Annotated in this window: 23 protein-coding genes, 2 tRNA genes, 1 other RNA gene and 1 other annotated feature; of the genes, 17 read left to right on the top strand and 9 right to left on the bottom strand. The window is 34.8% G+C overall.

Features of this window, described 5'->3' with window-relative positions:
* Positions 1–170: 170 nt before the first annotated feature.
* Positions 171–362: a hypothetical protein gene (locus CLOCL_RS19515; protein ID WP_014256929.1), complete on the bottom strand. Its 192-nt coding sequence runs from the start codon at positions 360–362 to the stop codon at positions 171–173.
* Positions 363–509: 147 nt separating this feature from the next.
* A complete protein-coding gene (locus tag CLOCL_RS19510; protein ID WP_014256928.1) occupies positions 510–686 on the bottom strand; it encodes an alpha/beta-type small acid-soluble spore protein in 177 nt (58 codons plus the stop codon).
* Between the two features lie 208 nt (positions 687–894).
* Between CLOCL_RS19510 and CLOCL_RS22725 the strand changes: the two genes are divergently transcribed.
* Positions 895–1,035, top strand: coding sequence for a hypothetical protein (locus CLOCL_RS22725; protein ID WP_014256927.1), 141 nt, complete (start codon positions 895–897; stop codon positions 1,033–1,035).
* 99 nt (positions 1,036–1,134) lie between these two features.
* On the opposite strand, the gene CLOCL_RS19505 is transcribed toward CLOCL_RS22725, so the two are convergent.
* Positions 1,135–1,356, bottom strand: coding sequence for a DUF378 domain-containing protein (locus CLOCL_RS19505; RefSeq protein ID WP_014256926.1), 222 nt, complete (start codon positions 1,354–1,356; stop codon positions 1,135–1,137).
* Positions 1,357–1,606: 250 nt separating this feature from the next.
* Between CLOCL_RS19505 and CLOCL_RS23445 the strand changes: the two genes are divergently transcribed.
* The gene (locus CLOCL_RS23445) at positions 1,607–1,729 is read left to right on the top strand and encodes a PC4/YdbC family ssDNA-binding protein (protein WP_338029070.1); all 123 of its coding nucleotides are present in this window, start codon (positions 1,607–1,609) and stop codon (positions 1,727–1,729) included.
* A gap of 57 nt (positions 1,730–1,786) precedes the next feature.
* Here the strand turns inward: CLOCL_RS23445 and CLOCL_RS19495 are convergent, their stop codons facing one another.
* Complete coding sequence (locus CLOCL_RS19495) at positions 1,787–2,980, bottom strand: M20 metallopeptidase family protein (RefSeq protein ID WP_014256925.1); 1,194 nt, start codon at positions 2,978–2,980, stop codon at positions 1,787–1,789.
* A gap of 74 nt (positions 2,981–3,054) precedes the next feature.
* Complete coding sequence (locus CLOCL_RS22720) at positions 3,055–3,198, bottom strand: hypothetical protein (RefSeq protein WP_014256924.1); 144 nt, start codon at positions 3,196–3,198, stop codon at positions 3,055–3,057.
* Positions 3,199–3,797: 599 nt separating this feature from the next.
* On the opposite strand from CLOCL_RS22720, the gene CLOCL_RS19490 reads away from it, so the two are divergent.
* From CLOCL_RS19490 to CLOCL_RS19480, 3 genes are all read left to right on the top strand, one after another.
* Positions 3,798–4,550 (top strand): DUF6873 family GME fold protein, encoded by a 753-nt coding sequence (locus tag CLOCL_RS19490; protein ID WP_014256923.1) that lies wholly within the window; start codon positions 3,798–3,800, stop codon positions 4,548–4,550.
* 208 nt (positions 4,551–4,758) lie between these two features.
* A complete protein-coding gene (ytxC, locus tag CLOCL_RS19485) occupies positions 4,759–5,664 on the top strand; it encodes a putative sporulation protein YtxC (RefSeq protein ID WP_014256922.1) in 906 nt (301 codons plus the stop codon).
* A gap of 876 nt (positions 5,665–6,540) precedes the next feature.
* Positions 6,541–7,380: an Asp23/Gls24 family envelope stress response protein gene (locus tag CLOCL_RS19480; RefSeq protein WP_014256921.1), complete on the top strand. Its 840-nt coding sequence runs from the start codon at positions 6,541–6,543 to the stop codon at positions 7,378–7,380.
* Positions 7,381–7,428: 48 nt separating this feature from the next.
* On the opposite strand, the gene CLOCL_RS19475 is transcribed toward CLOCL_RS19480, so the two are convergent.
* Positions 7,429–8,205 (bottom strand): DUF6062 family protein, encoded by a 777-nt coding sequence (locus CLOCL_RS19475; RefSeq protein ID WP_014256920.1) that lies wholly within the window; start codon positions 8,203–8,205, stop codon positions 7,429–7,431.
* Positions 8,206–8,349: 144 nt separating this feature from the next.
* Here CLOCL_RS19475 and CLOCL_RS19470 point away from each other — a divergent pair, with 144 nt between their 5' ends.
* Entirely contained in the window at positions 8,350–9,234 is an 885-nt protein-coding gene (locus tag CLOCL_RS19470) for a DNA-3-methyladenine glycosylase family protein (protein ID WP_027622247.1), read from the top strand.
* A 264-nt stretch (positions 9,235–9,498) separates the two neighbouring features.
* A non-coding RNA gene (gene ssrS / locus CLOCL_RS21830) (6S RNA) lies at positions 9,499–9,714 on the top strand.
* A 181-nt stretch (positions 9,715–9,895) separates the two neighbouring features.
* On the opposite strand, the gene CLOCL_RS19465 is transcribed toward ssrS, so the two are convergent.
* The gene (locus CLOCL_RS19465; protein WP_014256918.1) at positions 9,896–10,258 is read right to left on the bottom strand and encodes a phage holin family protein; all 363 of its coding nucleotides are present in this window, start codon (positions 10,256–10,258) and stop codon (positions 9,896–9,898) included.
* A 194-nt stretch (positions 10,259–10,452) separates the two neighbouring features.
* Positions 10,453–10,677: a binding site (T-box leader), on the top strand.
* 280 nt (positions 10,678–10,957) lie between these two features.
* On the opposite strand from CLOCL_RS19465, the gene epsC reads away from it, so the two are divergent.
* The 8 genes from epsC to CLOCL_RS19425 all read left to right on the top strand — a co-directional run bounded on the left by epsC (position 10,958) and on the right by CLOCL_RS19425 (position 16,812).
* Positions 10,958–11,695: a serine O-acetyltransferase EpsC gene (gene epsC / locus CLOCL_RS19460; protein WP_014256917.1), complete on the top strand. Its 738-nt coding sequence runs from the start codon at positions 10,958–10,960 to the stop codon at positions 11,693–11,695.
* Positions 11,682–13,085: a cysteine--tRNA ligase gene (cysS, locus tag CLOCL_RS19455; RefSeq protein ID WP_014256916.1), complete on the top strand. Its 1,404-nt coding sequence runs from the start codon at positions 11,682–11,684 to the stop codon at positions 13,083–13,085. The genes epsC and cysS overlap by 14 nt, the downstream gene beginning before the upstream one ends.
* Before the next feature lie 79 nt (positions 13,086–13,164).
* Positions 13,165–13,587, top strand: a complete 423-nt coding sequence (locus CLOCL_RS19450) for a Mini-ribonuclease 3 (protein ID WP_014256915.1) — start codon at positions 13,165–13,167, stop codon at positions 13,585–13,587.
* Positions 13,588–13,814: 227 nt separating this feature from the next.
* Complete coding sequence (gene rlmB / locus CLOCL_RS19445) at positions 13,815–14,540, top strand: 23S rRNA (guanosine(2251)-2'-O)-methyltransferase RlmB (protein WP_420805136.1); 726 nt, start codon at positions 13,815–13,817, stop codon at positions 14,538–14,540.
* Positions 14,541–15,131: 591 nt separating this feature from the next.
* On the top strand, positions 15,132–15,776 hold the full coding sequence (gene sigH, locus CLOCL_RS19440; RefSeq protein WP_014256913.1) for an RNA polymerase sporulation sigma factor SigH: 645 nt from the start codon (positions 15,132–15,134) through the stop codon (positions 15,774–15,776).
* Between the two features lie 75 nt (positions 15,777–15,851).
* Positions 15,852–15,925, top strand: a tRNA-Gly gene (locus CLOCL_RS19435).
* A gap of 13 nt (positions 15,926–15,938) precedes the next feature.
* A tRNA-Thr gene (locus tag CLOCL_RS19430) sits at positions 15,939–16,014 on the top strand.
* A 372-nt stretch (positions 16,015–16,386) separates the two neighbouring features.
* Positions 16,387–16,812: a hypothetical protein gene (locus tag CLOCL_RS19425; RefSeq protein ID WP_014256912.1), complete on the top strand. Its 426-nt coding sequence runs from the start codon at positions 16,387–16,389 to the stop codon at positions 16,810–16,812.
* A gap of 346 nt (positions 16,813–17,158) precedes the next feature.
* On the opposite strand, the gene CLOCL_RS19420 is transcribed toward CLOCL_RS19425, so the two are convergent.
* Together CLOCL_RS19420 and CLOCL_RS19415 are read right to left on the bottom strand one after the other, a co-directional pair.
* Positions 17,159–17,776 (bottom strand): Fic/DOC family protein, encoded by a 618-nt coding sequence (locus CLOCL_RS19420; protein ID WP_014256911.1) that lies wholly within the window; start codon positions 17,774–17,776, stop codon positions 17,159–17,161.
* 1 nt (position 17,777) lies between these two features.
* Positions 17,778–17,966 carry an antitoxin VbhA family protein gene (locus CLOCL_RS19415; RefSeq protein ID WP_014256910.1) on the bottom strand — a complete coding sequence of 63 codons (189 nt, stop codon included), beginning with the start codon at positions 17,964–17,966 and terminating at the stop codon, positions 17,778–17,780.
* Between the two features lie 225 nt (positions 17,967–18,191).
* On the opposite strand from CLOCL_RS19415, the gene CLOCL_RS19410 reads away from it, so the two are divergent.
* Both CLOCL_RS19410 and CLOCL_RS19405 read left to right on the top strand, forming a co-directional pair.
* A complete protein-coding gene (locus CLOCL_RS19410) occupies positions 18,192–18,713 on the top strand; it encodes an O-acetyl-ADP-ribose deacetylase (protein ID WP_014256909.1) in 522 nt (173 codons plus the stop codon).
* Positions 18,714–19,259: 546 nt separating this feature from the next.
* A complete protein-coding gene (locus CLOCL_RS19405) occupies positions 19,260–21,908 on the top strand; it encodes a translation factor GTPase family protein (RefSeq protein ID WP_014256908.1) in 2,649 nt (882 codons plus the stop codon).
* The last annotated feature ends 64 nt before the right edge of the window (positions 21,909–21,972 follow it).

The raw sequence follows: 21,972 nt of genomic DNA, 5'->3' as shown, positions 1-21,972 counted from the left end.
TTTTTGAAGTTTAATTAAAGGATTCTATTTGATGTTTACAAAATGCTGTAATTTAGACAATGAACTGAAAGCTTACAAAATTAGCGGGGCATAAATGCCCCTTTGGTACATTTTCTGTATGGACATAAATTTTTTATTAAAATATGAAGAAAAATTTTTTGCCTAAACTTTTATTCCGATACTATATCTACGAACAGCTTTGGAAGTTGTTCTTCATTTGAACAGCCTTGCGCATAATACCAGTCGAATACTTTCTTTTCAATTTCTTCTTGACTTCCTTCTACATTGTAGGGATAGACAGCAACTGTCTCTTCTGTGACAATATCTTTTAAGACTGCTTTTTTATTTGGGTTATTTTTCATAAACTATCAACCTTTCGTAAAATTTAGGTTTTGCATCCGCTCTCAGGATTGGCAAAACTGAGAGTTAAATTTGAGTTTTATATTAGGAAAAAGGGTTGTAAAAACAACCCTTTTTTCTTTATTCAAAACTTTATTTGTAATTATCCATTATTGATAGTTCTTTCCTGTATATGCCTGGAAGACTTTCTTAACGATATTTCCACCTATTCTACCTGCGTCTCTGGCAGTGATGTCACCATTGTATCCCTGTTTTAAGTTAACGCCAACTTCAGAAGCTACTTCATATTTCAATTTATCAAACTTTGTTTTGCTGTTGCTAGCCATATTTATAGCCTCCTTTTATCTTATTCACTATCAATTATTTGATAGTGTATTAATATAATGTGCATTAAATTTATTTTTATAAGGTGAAAATGATGCTAATAAACGTGTATTTTTCCATGTTATACAGTGAACTGGTTAGGGTATATATATAACAATATTTTATTTAAAAACAAAGGAAGATTTGTTTGAATTACTGGGGGGATTTGTTATGAAATTGAAAAAGTTAAATGTAAGGCTAACCGAAAAGGATAAATTAATACTGTCGAAATACATTGATATATGTACTGATTTGCATGGCAGCAATTGTAATATTAAAAACTGGGGTATTAAAGCAGAGAGCAAAGAGTGAATTTATTTTTAAAAAGGCAATTTACCTCTGAAATATGTAGATAAGTTGTTAAAGATGCCTGTTAAACTAAAACAGGCATCTTTAACGTGTAAATTGCTGTTATACCTTATCTCTTACAGCAGGTACTTCCCTGAAGAGTAAACTAATGCTGTACAGACCGGCAAGTCCTACAATAGAATAAATTATTCTGGATAAAAATGATGTTTGACCGCCAAACAAAGCGGCTACAAGGTCATACTGGAAAAGTCCTACCAATAACCAGTTTAATGCTCCAATTACAACTATAACTAGAGCTAGTCTATCTAAGGGTGTTCTATTCATAGCTACAACTTCCTTTCTTATTTTTTATATGTGTATTATTGCCGAGATTTTTTCGAATGATGTATTGAAAAATATGTACTATTTACTATTGTAAGCAATTTTGTTAAGATTATTCCGTATTTTAAATTTAACTATTTGGAGGTATTACTATGGCTGGTTTTTGGGACAGTGAAGAATTAATCGGAAAAATTGAAAAAAATAGTCGTGAAGAAATACAGATTAAAAAGGTTAAAAAGGCGGAAAGAAATATATTGACATAAGAGTATTTTGGACAGATGGACAAAGTGAGGAATTTAAACCAAGCCAAAAAGGGGTTGCTATTCCCCATGACAGACTGAATGATTTAAAGGATTTAATCAACAGCATTAATTGACAAATTTCATTAAAAAATGTAAAAGTATAAATGCTAAAGATAATAATTATGAGGGCATTAGGAAATATTATTCTCAAAAAAATCCATAACGGTTTGAGAGAATATTTCCATGCCTGTAGAAATACAATTTTCGTCTACCACCAACTTGCTGCTGTGCAGGTTTTCAAAATGAGTCCACGATGGGTGCGAGCATCCTAAATTAAACAAAGCACCGGGTATTTCATTGGAATAATACGAAAAATCCTCGGCGAGCATGGATGCTTGCTTGTTCAATATTAAATTTTCTTTGCCAATAATTTTTGATGAAGCTTTAACGATTATATCCACTATTTCTTTATTGTTTATAACGGGAGGGTAACTTTTCCTATAATTAAAAGAATACTCTGCACCCATTGCACCGGTTACAGAGGAAATTATTGAGTGCATTCTCTTATAAATTTCATCATCCAATAATGGGTCAAAGGTTCTCACAGTACCTTTGATATAAGCATTTGACGGAATAATATTAAAAGCGTTTCCGGCTTGAAAACTGGTAACGGATAATACCGCACTTTTTAATGGGTCTTTGTTTCTTGACACAATAGTTTGAAAAAGGTTAATGATGTTTGTACCTATGATAATAGGATCAATAGTTTTTTGAGGTTCAGCAGCATGACCTCCACGGCCTTTTATTTCTATTGTAAATTCACTGGGAGATGCCATTACGGGACCTGAACATATAGAAATTTGTCCGGTTTTACAGTTTGGTGCTATATGAAGAGCAATTATTGCGTCCACCTTTGGATTTTCGAGAGCACCTTCATCAATCATTTTTTTTGCTCCTCCCAATCCTTCTTCCCCAGGCTGAAATATGAATTTTATATTACCTTTTATTTGATTTTTGAATTTGCTGAGTATGTTTGCGGTACCAAGAACTATTGATGTATGGACATCGTGACCGCAAGCATGCATGACTCCAGGGATTGAAGAAGCATATGGCAAATCGGTTTCTTCGGTAATTGGTAAAGCATCCATGTCGGCTCTGATTGCAATAGTTTTCCCCGGGGATTTTCCTTCTAAAAGCCCAATGACTCCTGTACCGGCAATACCTTTATTTACTTTAAGTCCCAGAGAGTTTAAGTAATTGGCAACAAGGGTTGAAGTTTTGAATTCTTTAAAGCCTAATTCCGGCTCTTTATGAATTGTTCTCCTTAAAGACACTATTTCGCTTAGTATATCGGAAGATAGCTTCTTGATTTCCGAAGATAGCATAATAATCACCTTGGTTTTTTAAATAGAAAACTGCTTAAGTTCATTATAGCACTTAATATGGAAAGGAGCAACTGCTATTCCTTTTTCTTCTTTTTTACATCTTCCTCATAAAAAATACAGTCTTTAGTGCTTAATGTCGAATTCATGGCGACATTATCGAGAGAACATTTTCCGTCTTTTTGATGAATACAATTGGATGAGCAGTTTATAGTTGTCATAATATCACTCCCAATTGATAGTTTATATAATAGAGATATAATAGCTTTTATATAGTATTGTTTCCATAAATGTTTTAAATATTAATAGAATTAAATAGCTATAATATTGTTTAAGAAAATAATTTGTTTTATTTAAATAACTGACAATTACCCGGAGGTAACTGACAGTTAGTGCTTTTTAACATTTACCATGTTAAAATGCACTATAAACTTTTTTGGGCAAAAGGAACACATTGTTGTAAAGCGGTGTGGGATGTTAATATAGTATACGGTAAATATTAACGAAAGTTGATTTCCATATTATATTTATGTAACTATGAAGATAATAATTAACGTTTTTTACAAATTTCAAATAGAATTTAACAAAGTACTTTCTTAGATTTTTTGCTAATTTTATAAATTTGTATTATCTAGTTTTATATTATGAAGTTTATCAATAAAGTGTGATAAGATAATTATATGTAAATTAAATAAATATTTATGCCAGTTAGCCGAACATGAACTTAATCAGTATATGAGTATAACAATTACGGATACTGAAAATATGATATTATAAAATATTGAGTAATAAAAGACTGCAAAAATGTGGAGTTATAAGCATGAACTATGTAGATATTCCAAATATACCTAAAGGAAAAGTTACCCTTGCGATTGTTGACGGCAGAATAAACGATAGTGTTGAGAAAGGGCTTTTTGACAATGGAATTAATATTATTAAGACCAAAGCACATCCCTCTTTATATGATTCTGTTGCGTTCCATCCCGATATGTTTTTGCATCATATAGGCGGATCCAAAATAGTCTATGCACCGGGTACATCGATAGATATTGTTAGAGAGCTTGAAAGATATGGATTTCAAATGATACGGGGAGAAACAGAATTAAAATGCAAATATCCGGGGAATATTTCTTATAATGCGGCAAGAGTAGGAAGATTTGTATTTCATAATACCAAGTATACAGATAAAGTTTTAAAAAACTTTTTTCTAAAACTTGATTTGGAATTGGTCCATATAAATCAAGGATATGCCAAATGTGCAATTTCTGTTGTGGATGAGAATTCTATTATAACTATGGACCAAGGGATTGCAAGGGTTGCCGATAGAAAAGGATTGGATGTTTTGGTTATTGAAGAAAAAAATATATTGCTGCCTGGACTTGACTATGGATTTATAGGAGGCAGTTCGGGTTTAATAGATAAAGATAAGTGGGCTGTAGCCGGAAAGCTTGAAAGTTTGGAAAGCTATAGCAAAATTATGGAATTTGTTAGCAATAAAGGTAAAAAGATTATATCGTTATCCGGTCAACAGGTTGTTGATATCGGGTCATTAATTCCTGTTTGCAGCTATTGAAGAAGTCGGATGTACCTGGAACTTACTATATTTATTTGCATATAATGTAGTAAGAAAATCTGGAATGCATAAGTAAGGTTAATATGTCCGATAATAGAGAGAATAACAACATGAAAATCAAAATTAGTATGGTAATAATTGCATATATCACTTACTGCATACAACAAATTACTAAGACATATACTACGTTTGAAGGGATGTGAAGTTGATGCAGTGTCTTTGTATTGGGGTTAATGACTGTGCAGAAAGTGTTAAAGAATATATAACTAATGAGCTGGAAAAGTTAAATATTTCAAGCAAGGATTGTACTGTGATTGACAGTGTGGATATAGATGGCTCAACTTCTGTAATATGTACAATTAATCAGGAAGAAAAATACACACCGGAATATGAAAAACTTATATTGAGTATATCAAATGGCCTGGCAGATTATATAATTAAAGAGTATGAGGAAAAACTCCTTCTCAGAATAATCAATAGCAACTATTGCTATTTTAATTCTATAGAAAAGAAAGAGATATTGAGATTAGCTCTTTTAATTATTAAAAACGACGATAAGAACTTTTTAAACAGTTTATTTCAAATTAGGAGAAGGAATATAATAATTAAAAAGCTAGTTGATTATTTTGAGAGTTCGAACAAAGTTATACTTGACGGTTTTGTTAACTTCCGCCTTAAAGACTATATAAAAGACTTGGAGGAAATTGTTGACAAAGCCGTGGATGAGTTCCTTACCGAAAGGGAATATAAGGAATTTATTCGTCTTTTAAGGTATTTTGTTGATATACAGGAACCTAAATTTAACGTAATTCATGTTTTGGTGGACTATGACAACAAATATATCCTTTTAGATGAAAAAAAGAAGGAAATAACAAATGAGTGTATCCAGGAGTTTATGAGTGACATACCTGAAGGCGAAATAAACTATGATGATTTGCTGGTTAGTTCACTTATAACTATGGCTCCTAAAAAAGTAATCATTCACAGTGCTGATAATTTTCGGAACAAAGAACTTTTGGAGACAATTAAAAACGTGTTTTGGGGTAAAGCTGTTATTTGCCCCGATTGCGAGCTGTGTTCAGTAAAATTGGTCAGAAGCGAGAATAAAAGCTAAGAACTCAAAAAAATACCGGAATTTAAATAAAAACAACATTAGGTAAGCTGTAAAACGAAATTGCTGCTAACTCTGTTGTTAACAGCAATTTTCGTTTTTTGCTCAGAAAAATAACTAATTTATATTGACATAATATGGCAAATTGGGACAAATAGTACTAATTTACTACATGATTTTTTATCAAATTATATTGACTTTATATGATGAAATGATAAAATATACCTAGAAAACACAATATGATGTATATTTAATTTTTTAAATGTACATAATATAGATATTAACCTTTATAAATATACTTTAATTTATTGGCGGATTTTAAACAGTATATTTAATTAAAGCTGGAATTTAGCTTCTTTTGATCAGGTATGTTAAGTGGCAGCTGTGAAATTCTTTAATATCAAAGCTTTGCTGGCATATTAATATTGGTTTCATAGCTCAAATCTTCTGGTTATTATAAATTGTTGTTTTTTAATCTTCTACGGAAGATAAGTGAAAACAAGTAGCTAATGAAAACGTTGGGAAAAACCAAAGATAAATATTCGGGAAATATAAAAAGAGAGTATTAACTCTCTTTTTCCCGTTTTAAGATTCTTTATCTTTTTCTAGCTTTACAGGATAACACTTTTCAATGAATTGCATATTTGAAGTTATAAGAAATTTTATGTTAAAATTCAAATTAAATATTGTTGCGAAAAGTGCTGTGCTCTAGAAATATGTGGGACTTTGGCGGTATTGGAGAATATTATGTATATTAGGATAGATGCCAAGGTTCTGTAAAATTAATCAATATTATTGAACTTTTCAGAAACATAATGATTTATAAAAATATATAATATAACGTGAGAAATATATACACAGCATACTGGAGGTATATCCTTGAGAGTTGTAGGGTTTATTGGTCCAAGTGGTACAGGCAAAAGCCACAGGTCGGTTTGGGTTGCAAGGGAACGTGATATTGAATGCATAATAGATGATGGTATACTTATTAAAGGTGCACGCATAATAGCGGGAACTTCAGCTAAAAAGGAAAAGACGAAAATTGCATCAATAAAGAGAGCTTTATTTACAGACGATGCTCATGCCAACGAGATGAAACGTGCCTTTGAAATCTATAAACCTGAATCTGTGCTTGTTTTAGGTACATCCGACGGTATGGTTGATGCCATAGTAAAACGGCTTGGGCTGCCTGAAGTATCTGAAAGAATATATATACAGGATGTGGCAACCGAGTTTGAAATTAAACAGGCCCTTGCCACAAGAAGGGAACAAGGCAAGCATGTTATACCCGTTCCCACCTTTGAAATAAAAAAGGACTTTTCCGGTTACTTTCTAGACCCTTTGCAGGTATTTAGAAGAAAAGGAAAAGGAAGATTTCAACTGGTAGGTGAGAAATCGGTTGTAAGGCCCACTTTCAGTTATATGGGAAATTACACTATTTCCGATTATGCCATATATCAGATAGTGGAACATGTCACATCTAAGATTGAAGGGGTAAGCAGAATATCCCGATTCAGGGCTGAAAATCATATTGATGGAATATATATAGAAATGGATTTAATCTTGATTTATGGATATTTGATAAGGCCTTTGCTTAAAGAGGTTCAGCAGAAAGTTGCTGAGGAAGTTGAAAGGCTCACAGCTTTAAATATACAGAGGCTGGATGTTACTGCTAAGGGTCTTGTAGTAGATCAGAAAAGGATACCGAGTGCACTTTAGTATTTCTAATTTTCAGAATGCTAAAGTGCACTTTTTATACAAAAATTTTTATTTAAGATTGCAGTGGCCTACTAATTTTTGTATGCTTCTTAACAAAGCATCCTTTGAATTTCCCCAAGGTTCGTCATTATAGCGGTAATCGAATTTCTTAGTGAACCAGTTTACTTCCTTTTGTATGCGTTCCATGTTTTGTATCTGTATCGATATGAGATTGTTCACAAAAATTGCAGTATCTTTAGGACCTAGATACTTTTTAGTACTTATCAATAATTGCCTGAGGTGTTTCAGACAAAAACCCTTTTGCTTATTAAACAGGTTTTTGAATTCTTCTTCTTTAAAATACAGATAAAAAATTACATCAATATACCTGTCCATGGTCTGTTCCAAACGGTTGCAAATGGTGCAGGAGTTTTCCAAATTGGAAAGCATGTCTACAAGCTGGTCGACGAATTTGCCGGTTTCAGTCTGTTTGGAGGTTATCTTTGCGGAGAGATTCTTAATCATTGATATCTCCGATTCTTTCCTGAGATTTTCAACGTTTTCTTCGTATGCCTTTTTTAATTTCGAATTTTGCTCGCACATGTGGGTATCTATAATGAGACCTAAACCTAACCGGTTTGCCTGTGTGTTATAAAGCATTTCATAGTGAAGCCTGCAAAAACCCTTTTCGTTGGTTATCATTCTTCCATCCGGTTCCATTAGAAAAGGGCCTAAAACATACTCAATATTTTCATCTTCAAGCTTTTTTTCCAATATGCAGAGAGGACATTCACATTCGGTTTTGAAAGCATCAGTAACCGGTATTGTATAAATCTTTTCCTTCATAAATAATATCCTTTCAGATTATTTTTTTATTAGTAGTTAAAACTATTGCGTTATTATAAATTATAGCAGAAAAAAAGGGTATTATATATAGCAAAAGTATTAATGAAAATTGTAATAAATGATAATATGGAATACGGTGATGATATGGAGTACAAGGGATATAAAATAAGTCAGGAAGAAAACAGCATTATTGTAGAAAATATAAAAGACTTTAATGCTGTACATACTTTTGAGTGCGGGCAGTGCTTTCGATGGATTAGGCAGGAAGATGGGAGCTATACAGGGGTTGCAAAGGGAAAAGTAATTAATGTAAGTATTGATGATGGTGTACTTGTGTTGAAGAACACCAATTTGGAAGATTTTAAAAATATATGGTTTGACTACTTTGATTTGGGAAGGGATTATGGTCAAGTCAAAGAAGCTGTGATGAAAGACGATATTATGCAGAAAGCCATTGATTTTGGCTGGGGTATACGGCTTTTAAAACAGGATATTTGGGAAACTTTAATATCTTTCATTATTTCGGCCAATAACAGAATTCCCAGAATAATGAAGACAGTTGAGATAATTGCGAGATTATATGGAGATGAATTAATGATGGATGGGAATAAATATTACTCTTTTCCCGATGTAAATAAGCTTGCACAGTCTAACGTAGAAGAGCTGGAAGTTTGTAAGGGCGGATTTAGATGCAAGTATATCCTGAATTCTTCCCAAATGGTAAGCGTAGGACAAGTTGACCTTAAGCAGTTATCTCAAATGGATACCGACAGTGCAAGGGAAGAACTTATGAAATTTCCTGGTGTGGGACCTAAGGTTGCTGACTGTGTTTTGCTTTACAGCGGTACAAAATATGACGTTTTTCCGACAGATGTATGGGTAAGGAGAGTAATGGGAGAACTTTATTTTAAAAGAGAGGCAGGTTTTGGTGAGATTCAGAAGTTTGCGAGAGAGTATTTTGGAGATTTGGCAGGTTTTGCACAGCAGTATCTTTTTTACTATGCAAGGGAAAACAAGATAGGCACTTAGGTATAAATAAACTAAAGCAGGTTTGGACATATCTGAACTGAGATGTGGATTATATTACCATGGTTATTAAAGGAAAAAAGTCCTGAAATATTTGAATTTAAAGCATTTAAAATTATAAGACAATAAGAGAATTAGATTTATTAAGAATAAGAAAGTTTAATAAAAATATCCGTTGTTTACAGACTTTAAATGTATATAGCATTGTTTGTTTTGACAGCTTGTCTGATGATATAATAAGTTTGTAATTAGACAACAGTTTAATTCAAAAGCCTGGGATGTTCGAAAGATCCTATAATTTTGAACCTACATTTGACGAAAGGGAGTTCGGAGTTTGATAACCATATGTCAGGCCTCAAGATAATTCCGCCACATGCCTTAAGGTGTGTGCAACGGCAGGGGAAGACAGCGGTTGTCAACAGGACACCCACCTAGCAGGGGCTAGGTGTCGAAATATAGGAGAAACGGCATTTTGGGTATCAAATATAACAAAATTAAGGCTTTGGTTTTCCAAAGCCTTAATTTTGTGTTTGTTTTCAGTATGATTCTTACCTTTGGGAAATTATATATATCTGGCTATTGACCTCAAATTTCTTATGCGAAATACCAATTGTAATTTAATGTAGTAAAATTAATAATGCTTCAGCAATAATTTATTATTGCACTACATTGACTTTCCGGGAATTATTGCATCAATGATTCCATAAATTAACGCACCTATTATTGAACCAACTAAAGTGACATTGTATCCTACAATGAAAAACTGGGTTACATATATTATTACTGCAGCGAGTATAAAACCGGCAATTCCTCTGCCAAAGGGGGTGGCATTTACACCAAGAAGCTTTAGTGCCAAATAGTCTAAAACAGCAAGGACTACCGTGGCAAGTAGCAGCGGCCAAATTCCGGAAATTGTGAAACCGGGAGTCAGTGCTGCAGTTACTCCGAGGACAATTGCACCCACCACGAGCCTGATAATAAAGTGCGTTATACCATAGCCTTCTGCCCGTGAATTAAAATTAGCCATTATATATCACATCCTTTCGTTAACGTATGCAACAAAATGCTTTTCACTAATATTATTGATAATTATCTTTTTTTTATTCAATTGTTGTTTTCTATTATTTGCGTTTTTGATTTATGAAAGGAATAACTTTTATTATATTTACTTTATCCCATGTCTTTGGTAAAATGTTATAATAAATAACCGATTACAATTGGTTAAAGATGATGATTGGGTAGAGTAATCTGCCTACCCCCTGCAGAGAGGAGATGTCAGCGGCTGAAAGCATCTCCGGGGCAATGGACAGGTGAAGTGCACCCATGAATCGGAAGGTCGAAAACGTACAAAAGGTACAGAGTAGACTTTCACGGAGACGCTCCGTTATGCGAATAAGATGGGTTTTCCCAATTAGAGTGGAACCGCGAAATTAAAACGCCTCTATAATTTTTATAGGAGGTTTTTTAATTTAAACAGGTTTTTTATCAAGGTATTATGAATTTGAACCCTTTCATATACTTTGATAGGGGATGATTTTATAGGCAATAGGTTTTAACATTATATACCGGATATTAAAAAATATTTAAATAAAGGCAATGAAAAGCATTTTATCCTTTCGAATTGAAAAGATTTGGAAGGTATATAAAAAGAGCTTAAATTATGTTATGTTAAGAAACTCTAGTGGGAAATATAATCATAATCTAAAAATTTTCGGGGGTTTTGGCCATGTTTAGGCAAATGTTGGATGATGCAAAGTCAATAGCTGAAAGAGATCCGGCAGCAAAAAGTGTTCTTGAAGTAATTTTGCTGTATCCCGGATTTCATGCGGTATGTTTTCACCGTTTGGCCCATTGGCTTTACAAAAAAGAAATGTTTTTTATTGCCCGCTTGGTTTCTCAAATATCGAGATTTCTTACCGGTGTTGAAATTCATCCGGGAGCTGTAATAGGGAAAGGTCTTTTTATAGATCATGGAATGGGTGTTGTCATTGGCGAGACTGCAGAAATTGGTGACAACTGTACAATATATCATAATGTTACCCTTGGTGGAACGGGGAAGGATGTCGGTAAAAGGCATCCTACCATAGGTAATAATGTGTTGATAAGTACGGGTGCAAAAATACTCGGTCCTTTTAAGGTTGGGGATAATTCTAGGATAGGGGCCAATGCTGTTGTGTTAAGTGAGGTGGAACCTAACACAACAGTGGTGGGAGTACCCGGGAAGGCAGTGAGAAGAGGAAATAAGAAGATTAGTCCGTCTTTCGAGCTTGACCATGTAAATATTCCGGACCCCGTTGCCCAGGAATTGTGCAAGATAATTCAAAGGATTGAAAATTTAGAGAATATTGTAGCTAAAGAGCACGGTATTAAAATAGATGAGACCATTAAGAAGATGCCGAGGGAGATTTTTGAAGAAATGTACAAAACGGAAGCAAAGGAAGGAGATAATAATGAAAATTTATAATACTTTGACAAGAAAGAAAGAAGAGTTCGTACCCTTAGATGAAAAGGAAGTCAAGATGTATTCCTGCGGACCGACGGTATATAACTATTTCCACATTGGAAATGCAAGGCCATTCATTATATTTGACACAGTCAGAAGATATCTTGAATATAAGGGGTATAAAGTAAAATTTGTGCAAAACTTTACCGACATAGACGACAAAATGATTAAAAGGGCGAATGAAGAAGGTATAACCGTAAAGGAATTGGCTGAAAAATTTATAAATGAATATTTTATAGATGCGGAAGGTCTTGGTATTGGCAAGGCAACTGTACATCCTAAGGCAACCGAGAATATTGATGCTATAATAGAACTTATAAAAAAGCTCGAGGATAAAGGATTTGTATACAATGTAGACGGAGATGTATATTTCAGTACCAAAAAGTTTAAGGAATACGGCAAGCTTTCACATCAGTCCCTTGATGATTTGGAACTTGGGGCAAGGATAGATGTTGATGAAAGAAAACAGGATCCAATGGACTTTGCTGTATGGAAGGCGCAAAAGCCCGGCGAACCGGCCTGGGATAGTCCCTGGGGCAAGGGAAGACCAGGATGGCATATTGAATGCTCTGCCATGGCCAATAAATACCTTGGTGAGACTATAGATATTCATAGCGGAGGTCAGGACCTTGTTTTCCCTCACCATGAAAATGAGATAGCACAGAGTGAAGCAGCTACCGGTAAACCGTTTGCAAGGTATTGGATGCATAATGGATTCATAAATGTAGATAATAAAAAGATGTCAAAATCTGAGGGAAATTTCTTTACAGTAAGGGAAATTGCACAAAAATTCGATTATGAGGTAATACGCTTTTTTATGCTGTCGGCACACTACAGAAGTCCTATAAACTTCAGTTTGGAACTGTTGGAACAGGCGCAAAACAGCCTTGAGAGAATATACAACTGCATTGACAACCTTTTGTATTTAAGGGAGCATGCAGAGGACAGGGAGATGTCCGAGGTAGAAAAGGAATTTCAAAACAAACTCCTTGGACTAAAAGGAAAGTTTATAGAGGCTATGGACGATGACATCAATACTGCCGATGCTATTGCAGCAATATTTGATATAGTTAAGGAGGTAAATTCCAATATTACTGCAAATTCGAAGTCTTCCAGAGCGATAATCGATTTCTCCCATTCATTGATAAGGGAACTTGGGGGCGTATTGGGTATAGCACAGAAGCAGAAAGAAGACAAACTCGACAGTGAGATAGAAGAGCTTATAAATCTCAGACAGCAGGCAAGGAAGGAAAAGAATTGGAAGTTGGCTGACGAAATAAGGGACAAGTTAAAGGATATGGGAATTGTTCTTGAGGATACTCCACAGGGAGTAAAATGGAAGAGAATATAGTATTTTGAAGTGCCTCTATTGTTAACAGCTGTTCTTAATAGGGGCACAAGTAAAAAATTCGGATTTAAGGAATGAATTTATGATTGAAAACACCTTTGATAAAATTTTAGATCAGTTTAATTTCAGTGAAAGTGATATAAATAACATGGCACCTCTGGTGTTGGCCTACATTGGAGATGCCGTGTACGAGGTTTTTATACGTACTTATTTAATAAGTGAAGGTAATGTACCTGTGCATAAACTTCATAAGCGTTCTATTGAATATGTAAAAGCTAAAGCACAATCGGATATTATTCACCGTATTATGGAAAAGCTTAATCCTGATGAACTTGATGTGGTAAGAAGGGGAAGAAATGCCAAATCGGGTACTATCCCAAAGAACGCCGATGTTACTGAATATAAATATGCAACGGGTTTTGAGTCTTTGATTGGTTATCTGTATTTGAAAAGAGATAATGATCGGTTGATGGAAATTTTAAAGATGGCTATTTCAGAGGGCTGATTGGTACTCTGAATTTTTTTGGCCGTTTTAGATAATTGAAGATATTGTTCTTGTAAGGATGTATGTAAAATACTTATTTGTGATATGAATATTAATAAAGATTATAAGAGAGAGTGTGGAATAAAATGGCAAATAAAAAAAGAGATTTAAATAAGAATAAGTTTCGAAGAGATAACAGAAACATTGATATAGCGGAAAATAACAAAGATGTGAATGAAAGTACTGATATGCTTGAAGGAAGAAATTCTGTTCTTGAGGCTATCCGGGCCGATAGGACTATAAATAAGATATTGATATCGAAAGGTGACAAGGAAGGATCGATTAAGCAAATAATTGCCCTTGCAAGGGAGAAGGGAATTGTTGTTCAGGAAACCGACAGGATAAGCTTAGATAAGATATCTGCAACCCATGCCCATCAAGGAGTAATTGCCTTCGTGGCTGCAAAGGAATATGTCGAAGTGGAAGACATCCTTGAAATTGCAAAATCCAAAGGTGAGGATCCCTTTGTTATATTGTTGGATGGAATAACCGATCCCCAGAATTTGGGCTCAATATTGAGGACTGCAGATGCCGTTGGTGCCCATGGTGTTGTTATACCCAAAAGAAGAGCCATTGGTCTTACTGCAGCTGTATCAAAAGCATCGGCAGGTGCAATAGAGTATGTTCCGGTAGCCAGGGTTACCAACTTAAGCCAGACCATTGAATATCTCAAAGAACAGAATTTATGGATAGTCGGTACGGATCTGTCGGGGGAAAAGTCTTTCTTTGAAGCAGATTTAAAAGGACCGGTTGCTTTGGTAATAGGCAGTGAAGGGGAGGGAATGAGCAGACTTGTCAGTGAAAAATGTGATTTTATTGTAAACATCCCTATGAAGGGAAAAATTTCATCCCTTAATGCAGCAGTTGCCGGTGCGATAGTTATGTATGAAGTTTTAAAGCAAAGGAGCAAATGAAGTCTGAATTTCCTTAAATTGAGTTATTGTGCTATTGCCGCCTACTAGTTATAATGATGTTATTAATGAGGATAATGTTTTAGAATAGAACTTGAAAATACTGCCTTCCGCATATTTATCGGGAGGTTAATTTTTCTAATTGCTGGCATTAAAGTTAATTTTTGTATATTATATTATATAAAAAAGCAGAAAATTAAATAATTTTTTTTATTTTTGAAAATTAGCTATACAAAAAAAATAAAAGTTGTCGATATATATATATGAGAGAGGGGCATTAATCAATACTCCAAAGGCAATAGAACATATATGTAAAAATTTACAGCTCTGTGTTATATTGTAAAGGAGGCTGATTAAATGTAAGGCATTTTAAAAGGCTATTGGATAGATAGAATACCCTCAAAAGGCAGGCAACTTTGGTTTTAAAAGGGTTCTTGACACAGTATTCTTTTTAAAATATAATAATCGTAGTATGCCTTATTGTAAGAACCTTTGACTTCATAATTTGCAGGGCATTATATATTATCCTCTATTCTTACAGCATTTATTCTCTATATTTATAGTAATTAATCTATAACAAGAGGGGGCATTACTTTGAAGTCAAATGTGCAAGTTGAAGTAGTTAGATCTTTTGCTTCAATGCTAGATGAAGAAATAATAGATGAAACCAGAGCTGGAAATGCAAAAGCCCTCGAATACCTGATCAATAAATACAAAGGTTTTGTACGTGCCAAAGCAAGAACGTATTTTCTAATCGGAGCAGACAGAGAGGATATTATACAAGAAGGCATGATCGGACTTTATAAGGCTATAAGGGATTTTAGGGAGGACAAGCTTTCATCATTCCGAGCATTTGCCGAGCTTTGCATTACAAGGCAGATTATTACTGCTATTAAAACAGCAACAAGACAGAAACACATACCTTTAAATTTTTATATTTCTTTAAACAAGCCAATTTTTGATGACGAATCCGATCGCACCCTCATGGATATTATTAGTGAAGACGCTATAAATGATCCTGAAGAAATGGTTATCAACAGGGAAGAGTTTTTGGACATTGAAGAAAAAATGGGAGAAATCCTTAGCAGCTTGGAGTGCGAGGTGCTGTCCTTGTATCTTGAGGGCAAATCTTATCAGGAAATAGCAAATGATCTGGATCGTCACGTAAAATCAATTGATAATGCGCTACAGCGAGTAAAACGTAAATTGGAAAAATATCTTGAAGAATCTAAGCAATAATTTAAGTAAATGAACAAATTACCACTAGACTATTATGAGTTTTAGTGGTATAATTTTATATGCTTCGATTTTTAGGCGGGTGTAATTCAATGGTAGAATATCAGCTTCCCAAGCTGACTGCGTGGGTTCGATTCCCATCACCCGCTCCACCGAGGTTTGTTTGCCCTCATAGCTCAGTAGGCAGAGCGCATCCATGGTAAGGATGAGGTCACCAGTTCGATCCTGGTTGAGGGCTCCAGAAATGAAACCCTTGAAGTATTCAGTACTTCAGGGGTTTTTGCTTATTCTCAAACCCTACAATACTTGATGTGAATTACAATTTATTGGTGTTGAAATAGTATAAAGTTATTTAGCACTATAAACTTTATTCAAACCTTATGTGGTATACCATTTATTTTAAAAAATAGTGAAGGTATAACGGTAGAAATATGTAGTAAAAGATTAAAAAGATAAAATACAACTGGAGAAAAATTGATACAGGAAATGAAAAACATGATCAGAAAGAATTCAATACTCAAGGCTTCCATTTTGGTAAAATAATTATAAATACCATAACTGGTGAATTGATAAGATAACTACACTCATAAGTGTACTGAGTTGGGGGACAATTATGAAAAAGAGATGTTCCATAATAATCTTAATAGCTATATTAATTGGAAGTCTAACGGTAAGCTATTTGATAATCAGAAAAAATAATTGCAATAATTTGATTATGTCAGCTACATTAATTGGAGAGGGTTATACCGCATCATTTGATGAAAATGGATTAATCAGTTACAAATCTCTTTCATCAAGACTAAGACGTTTAGTAGATGAAAAAACGTTCAGAAGTATTAAGACTTGGTTTGATGCAGATGAGATATTTCAGCAAATTCAGCCTCCTGAAAAATTAACTAGTAGCTATACTTTAACCTATAACAAACCGATTGAATTAAACGGAAAAAAATATCTAGTTAATTATAATGTATATTTTGTTGATTCTATCTTTGGTTATAAAATAGATTATATTGATATTGATATACAACCTCAATTATAAGGATGAGTGCACCAGTTTGGTTTGGGTTTTGGACTCTAAAAATAAAGCCTTGAAGCAGAGTTAAATCAATGTTTCAAGGTTTTTTTATTCTGCGTTATTATTAATTTATAACTCTTGGGTTTCTTTGCTTATGTTATTCTTGGTCGTTAAACATTATTCAATGGATTACTATGAGTTTTCTATTATATTACGGCATTTAATTTTACAACTTTCAAAATAAATTTGAAACATTATCTGTGAATGAAATAACGGGTGTAGGTTTAAGAATATAAGATGTTTTACATGAATATAGTTAGCTGATTTAGAGTTTTTTCTCGGTTGAATTGATTGGGATATTCTTAAATGCTTATTTGTTTTCAATGATATCGTAAACGCACTCAACCAGCCTTGAATTATACTTATCCACTGCATATATAAATGCATTTAACAACTTATCTTTATCGGTCAGGGACCAATCTATTCTGTATCCGCATTTAAGAGCCAGGCATCTGAAATATTCGCGAATTGCCCTGCCATTACCTTCCCTAAAGGGATGTATCATATTTAGTTCAGCAAGAAAAGATGCCGATTTAGTGCAAAACTCTTCTACGTTTAAACCAACAAAGAACTTGTCGGCCTTAAGTTTTGAAAACAATAAATTTAAATTTTCAGAAATGAAGCGACAATCACAAAACTGTGTTTTGCCTTTCCATATTGTTTCTTTTCTGATTTTTCCTGCAAACGGGTATAGGTCTTGAAAAATGTATTTGTGTATATTCAGCAAATGGGTTTTGCCGAAACGGCCTTTCATGGGATGGAGATGAAGTTCCGAAAGCCTCTGATATGTTAAATCGTTTTCTATCGACAACAGAATATCGGGATCTTTTATTCCCAGCTTGTTAATATATACTTCGGTATTCGGATAGTGATATATAGATTGTGTATTTCCGTATCTACTGTATCTTGATAGTGAATCGTTACTCATCTTATTTTACCGTAACCTTAATGTATTTTTCTTTAATTTTGTTTATTGCTTCCTTACTGCTTATTTTACCTTCAAGAAACTGACGATTTATAGTAACGGCATCTTTGCTTGGCTTAAGTCCCTCAATTGCAAGTGAAGCGGTAACATTTTTAATAATCTTTTCAATATTTATATTTTGCTTTGCTTGCATTAATTTACCTCCACACAGTCATTGATGAAACAATTTTATGTTAATATTGATATTGTAACCATGTTAATATTATATCACAAATAAAGGTATTAATGAATAGAAACATTTAATGTACTATCAATACTTTTTTCAAAGTATGAAAATATTTCTGAATGCTTTAATATTTTACATTGAAGCTAAATGTTATATAATGGCATTATACAAAGGGTGGAAAGGGAGATGATAATGGGACAAGTTTATATAATTCAGGGAGATATAACAAAGGTTGAAGTTGATGCTATAGTAAATGCTGCAAACAATACGCTTCTTGGAGGTGGGGGAGTTGACGGAGCCATCCACAGGGCTGCCGGTCCGGAACTTTTGGAGGAGTGCCGAAAATTGAACGGATGTGAAACTGGGCAAGCTAAGATTACAAAAGGGTATAAATTGCCGGCAAAGTATGTTATACATACAGTAGGTCCAATTTGGCGCGGCGGACACAAAAACGAAGAACAATTGCTTGCATCTTGTTACCGAAATTCTTTACAGCTTGCTGCAGAGAATGGAATAAAAACAATTGCGTTTCCGTCTATTAGTACAGGTGCTTACCGTTTCCCAGTAAATCGTGCTGCAAAGATTGCTATGCTGGAAATATCCAAATTTTTGGAGGATAATGACAGTATAGAAAAAGTGTATATGGTTTGTTTTGATGAAGGAACTACGCAGGCTTATAATGAGGCTTTTAAGGAGATTAACGAAAAGGAATAAAATACGGATCATAAAAAATATAGGGTATAATAGGAATCCTGAAGTTTCAGGCTTCTCCCGATACAAATCAAGAGAAAATAGGTTTCATATTCCCAAAGTATTCAGCTATTCTAAAGTTTCCTCTTTGGTCCTGAAATACTCTAATTTCATTCTGGGATTAGACCTCATATGGTTACGATTGGCTTGAAGCTTTATTGCTGTAGTACCGACAACTATGAATGTAATTGCTACACAATCGGCTGACTCCACCTTCTGATGAAATTTAGTAAGAAGTCTTTGATATTCGGGGGCAATTATCAGAAAAGCTTTATTTGTTGTGTAAATCCATGGTCATTTACTTCCGATTTCTTTTTCCTCTGTGCACTATATTCTCAGCCAAATCTTTTTTATATAATCAGGAAACTGAAAAATAATACTTTCAAACAGATCTGTCAAAATTTAAAAGGTATTTCTTTTTTTATTTCATTCTTTTGGCGGGAAGTGTGATATTATATATAAAGATTGGGTATTTAAAGTAATAACAGAAAAAATTAAGGGATTTGTGGTATGAGAAAGCTGGTAATTGGAATTTTGGCGCATGTAGATTCGGGTAAAACAACATTATCCGAGAGCATACTTTATTTGAGCGGTAAGATAAGAAAGCTTGGGAGAGTAGACAATAAGGATGCCTATTTGGATAACTATGAATTGGAAAGAGCCCGGGGGATAACCATTTTCTCAAAGCAGGCAGTGTTTGAAATGGGTGACCTTCAAATAACACTGCTTGATACCCCTGGTCATGTGGACTTTTCGGCTGAAATGGAAAGAACACTTCAGGTGCTTGATTATGCCATTTTGGTGGTAAGCGGTGCCGATGGAGTGCAGGGTCATACAAAAACATTATGGCGGTTGCTTGAACTATATAATATACCAGTATTTATATTTGTCAATAAAATGGACCAGAATGGAACTGATAGAGATAAGTTAATGGAAGAACTGCAAAAACAGTTAGATGAAGGCTGTATTGATTTTGGACAAGCTGACGAAAATATATTTTATGATCAACTGGCTATGTGTGATGAAAAACTGATGGAATCCTATTTGGAAACTGGAAGTATTGAAAACGGGCAAATTAGGTCGGCTGTCAGGGAACGTAAAGTATTTCCGTGCTTTTTTGGATCTGCTCTTAAATTAATAGGTATTGAGCAATTTATGCAAGGTATTTTGGAATATACCATTATTTCCAGCTATCCCGAAGAATTTGGGGCCAGAATATTTAAAATATCAAGGGATGAGCAGGGAAACCGACTTACTCATATGAAACTGACCGGTGGGAAGCTTAGAGCAAAAGATGTTCTTACTAATGGTATATGGGAAGAGAAAGTAAATCAAATTCGTATTTATTCCGGACAGAAATATGAGGTAGTGAGCGAAATAGAGGCAGGTTCTGTGGTTGCAGTGACAGGACTTAGCAAAGCCAGACCGGGAGAGGTGTTAGGAGTCGAAAAGGAAACGATTGCACCTGTATTGGAACCGGTATTGTTGTATCGCATCATACTTCCCGAAGGGTGTGACGCACGATTAATGCTTCCCAAACTTCGGCAAATTGAAGAAGAAGAGCCGGAATTGCGCATTGCGTGGGATGAACAGTTACAAGAAATTCAGGTACAGGTAATGGGAGAGGTACAGCTTGAAATCCTTAAAAGCCTCATACAGAGCCGTTTTGGTGTTGAGGTGGAATTTGATGACGGAAGAATTGTATATAAAGAGACTATTGCCAATACTGTGGAGGGAGTAGGACATTTTGAGCCTTTAAGGCATTATGCTGAGGTTCATCTGTTATTGGAACCTGGGGAGAGAGGAAGCGGCCTTAAGTTTGAAACAAATTGCAGTGAGGATATTCTGAGCAAAAGCTGGCAGAGGCTCATATTAACCCATCTGCAGGAAAAGGTACATAAAGGGGTTCTGACAGGGTCTGAGATCACAGATATGAAAATAACTTTAGTCTCAGGCAGAGCACATAATAAACATACAGAAGGCGGTGATTTCAGAGAGGCTACCTACCGTGCAGTGCGTCAGGGATTAAAGGAGGCACAGTCCGTATTGCTGGAGCCGTATTATTCCTTTGAACTGGAGCTGCCTGAAAAAATGGTTGGCAGAGCAATGACGGATATTGAAAAGATGCATGGAGTCTGTAAAATATCAAAGATAAACGGGGAGACAGCAGTTCTTGTGGGAAGTGCCCCTGTTGTTACCATGAGAAATTACCAGAAAGAAGTGGCGGCATATACTAAAGGTTTTGGCAGGCTCTTTTGCACTCTGAAAGGTTATGAACCCTGTCACAATGCCCAGGAGGTAATTGAGCGTATAGGCTATGATTCGGAAAGAGATGTTGAGAATCCTACCGGGTCTATATTTTGTGCTCAGGGCGCAGGTTTTTTTGTAAGCTGGGATAAAGTAAAGGAATATATGCATGTTGAAAGTTATTTGAAGAGAGAAGCTAATGGGGAGGAAGTGGAACAAAGTCGAGCTGTATACAGAGAGGAAGGAACAATAAGTTTGGAAGAAATAGAGCACATTATGAATAGAACTTTTTACGCAAACCAGGGCAAAAAAACTGCGTGGAAAAGACGAAAAACAGACTTGGAAAGTTATTATAAAACAGTCCGGCAGGCTGGTGTTCAGAGAGAAGCAAAAGAAGAATACCTGCTTGTTGACGGCTACAATATTATCTATGCATGGCAGGAATTAAAGGAACTTGCAGATGAAAATATGGATGGGGCAAAGATGAAGCTGTTGGACGCTCTCTGTAATTATCAGTGGTTCAGAAAATGCCAGGTTATTGTTGTATTTGACGCTTACCGTGTTGAAGGGCACCGCGAGGAAGTAATTGATTATTATAATATTCATGTGGTATATACCAGAGAAGCACAGACAGCCGACCAGTATATTGAAAAATTTGCCCATGACAACAAGAAAAACTATAATATAACGGTTGCTACTTCAGATGGTTTGCAGCAGATAATTGTCAGGGGAGAAGGATGTGCCTTGCTGTCTGCAAGGGAACTGAAGGCTGAAATTATACGGGCTAATGAGCAAATGAGCAAAGAATTCCGGGAAATGCAAGGCAATGATCGCAACTATCTGTCCGAGTCATTGTCTAACGAAGTAAAACAGCACATAGAAGGCCTTGTTAAAAAAGAAGATGCCAAATAACGGCTGAATTTCGTATGGCATACACCCGGAATAAATTTTAATTTTAATGCCAATGACATGTATA

The sequence above is a fragment of the Acetivibrio clariflavus DSM 19732 genome (assembly GCF_000237085.1).
Taxonomy (GTDB): Bacteria; Bacillota; Clostridia; order Acetivibrionales; family Acetivibrionaceae; genus Acetivibrio; species Acetivibrio clariflavus.
The sequence above is the reverse complement of the archived record's forward strand: the minus strand, read 5'-3'. Positions and strand labels throughout refer to the sequence as shown.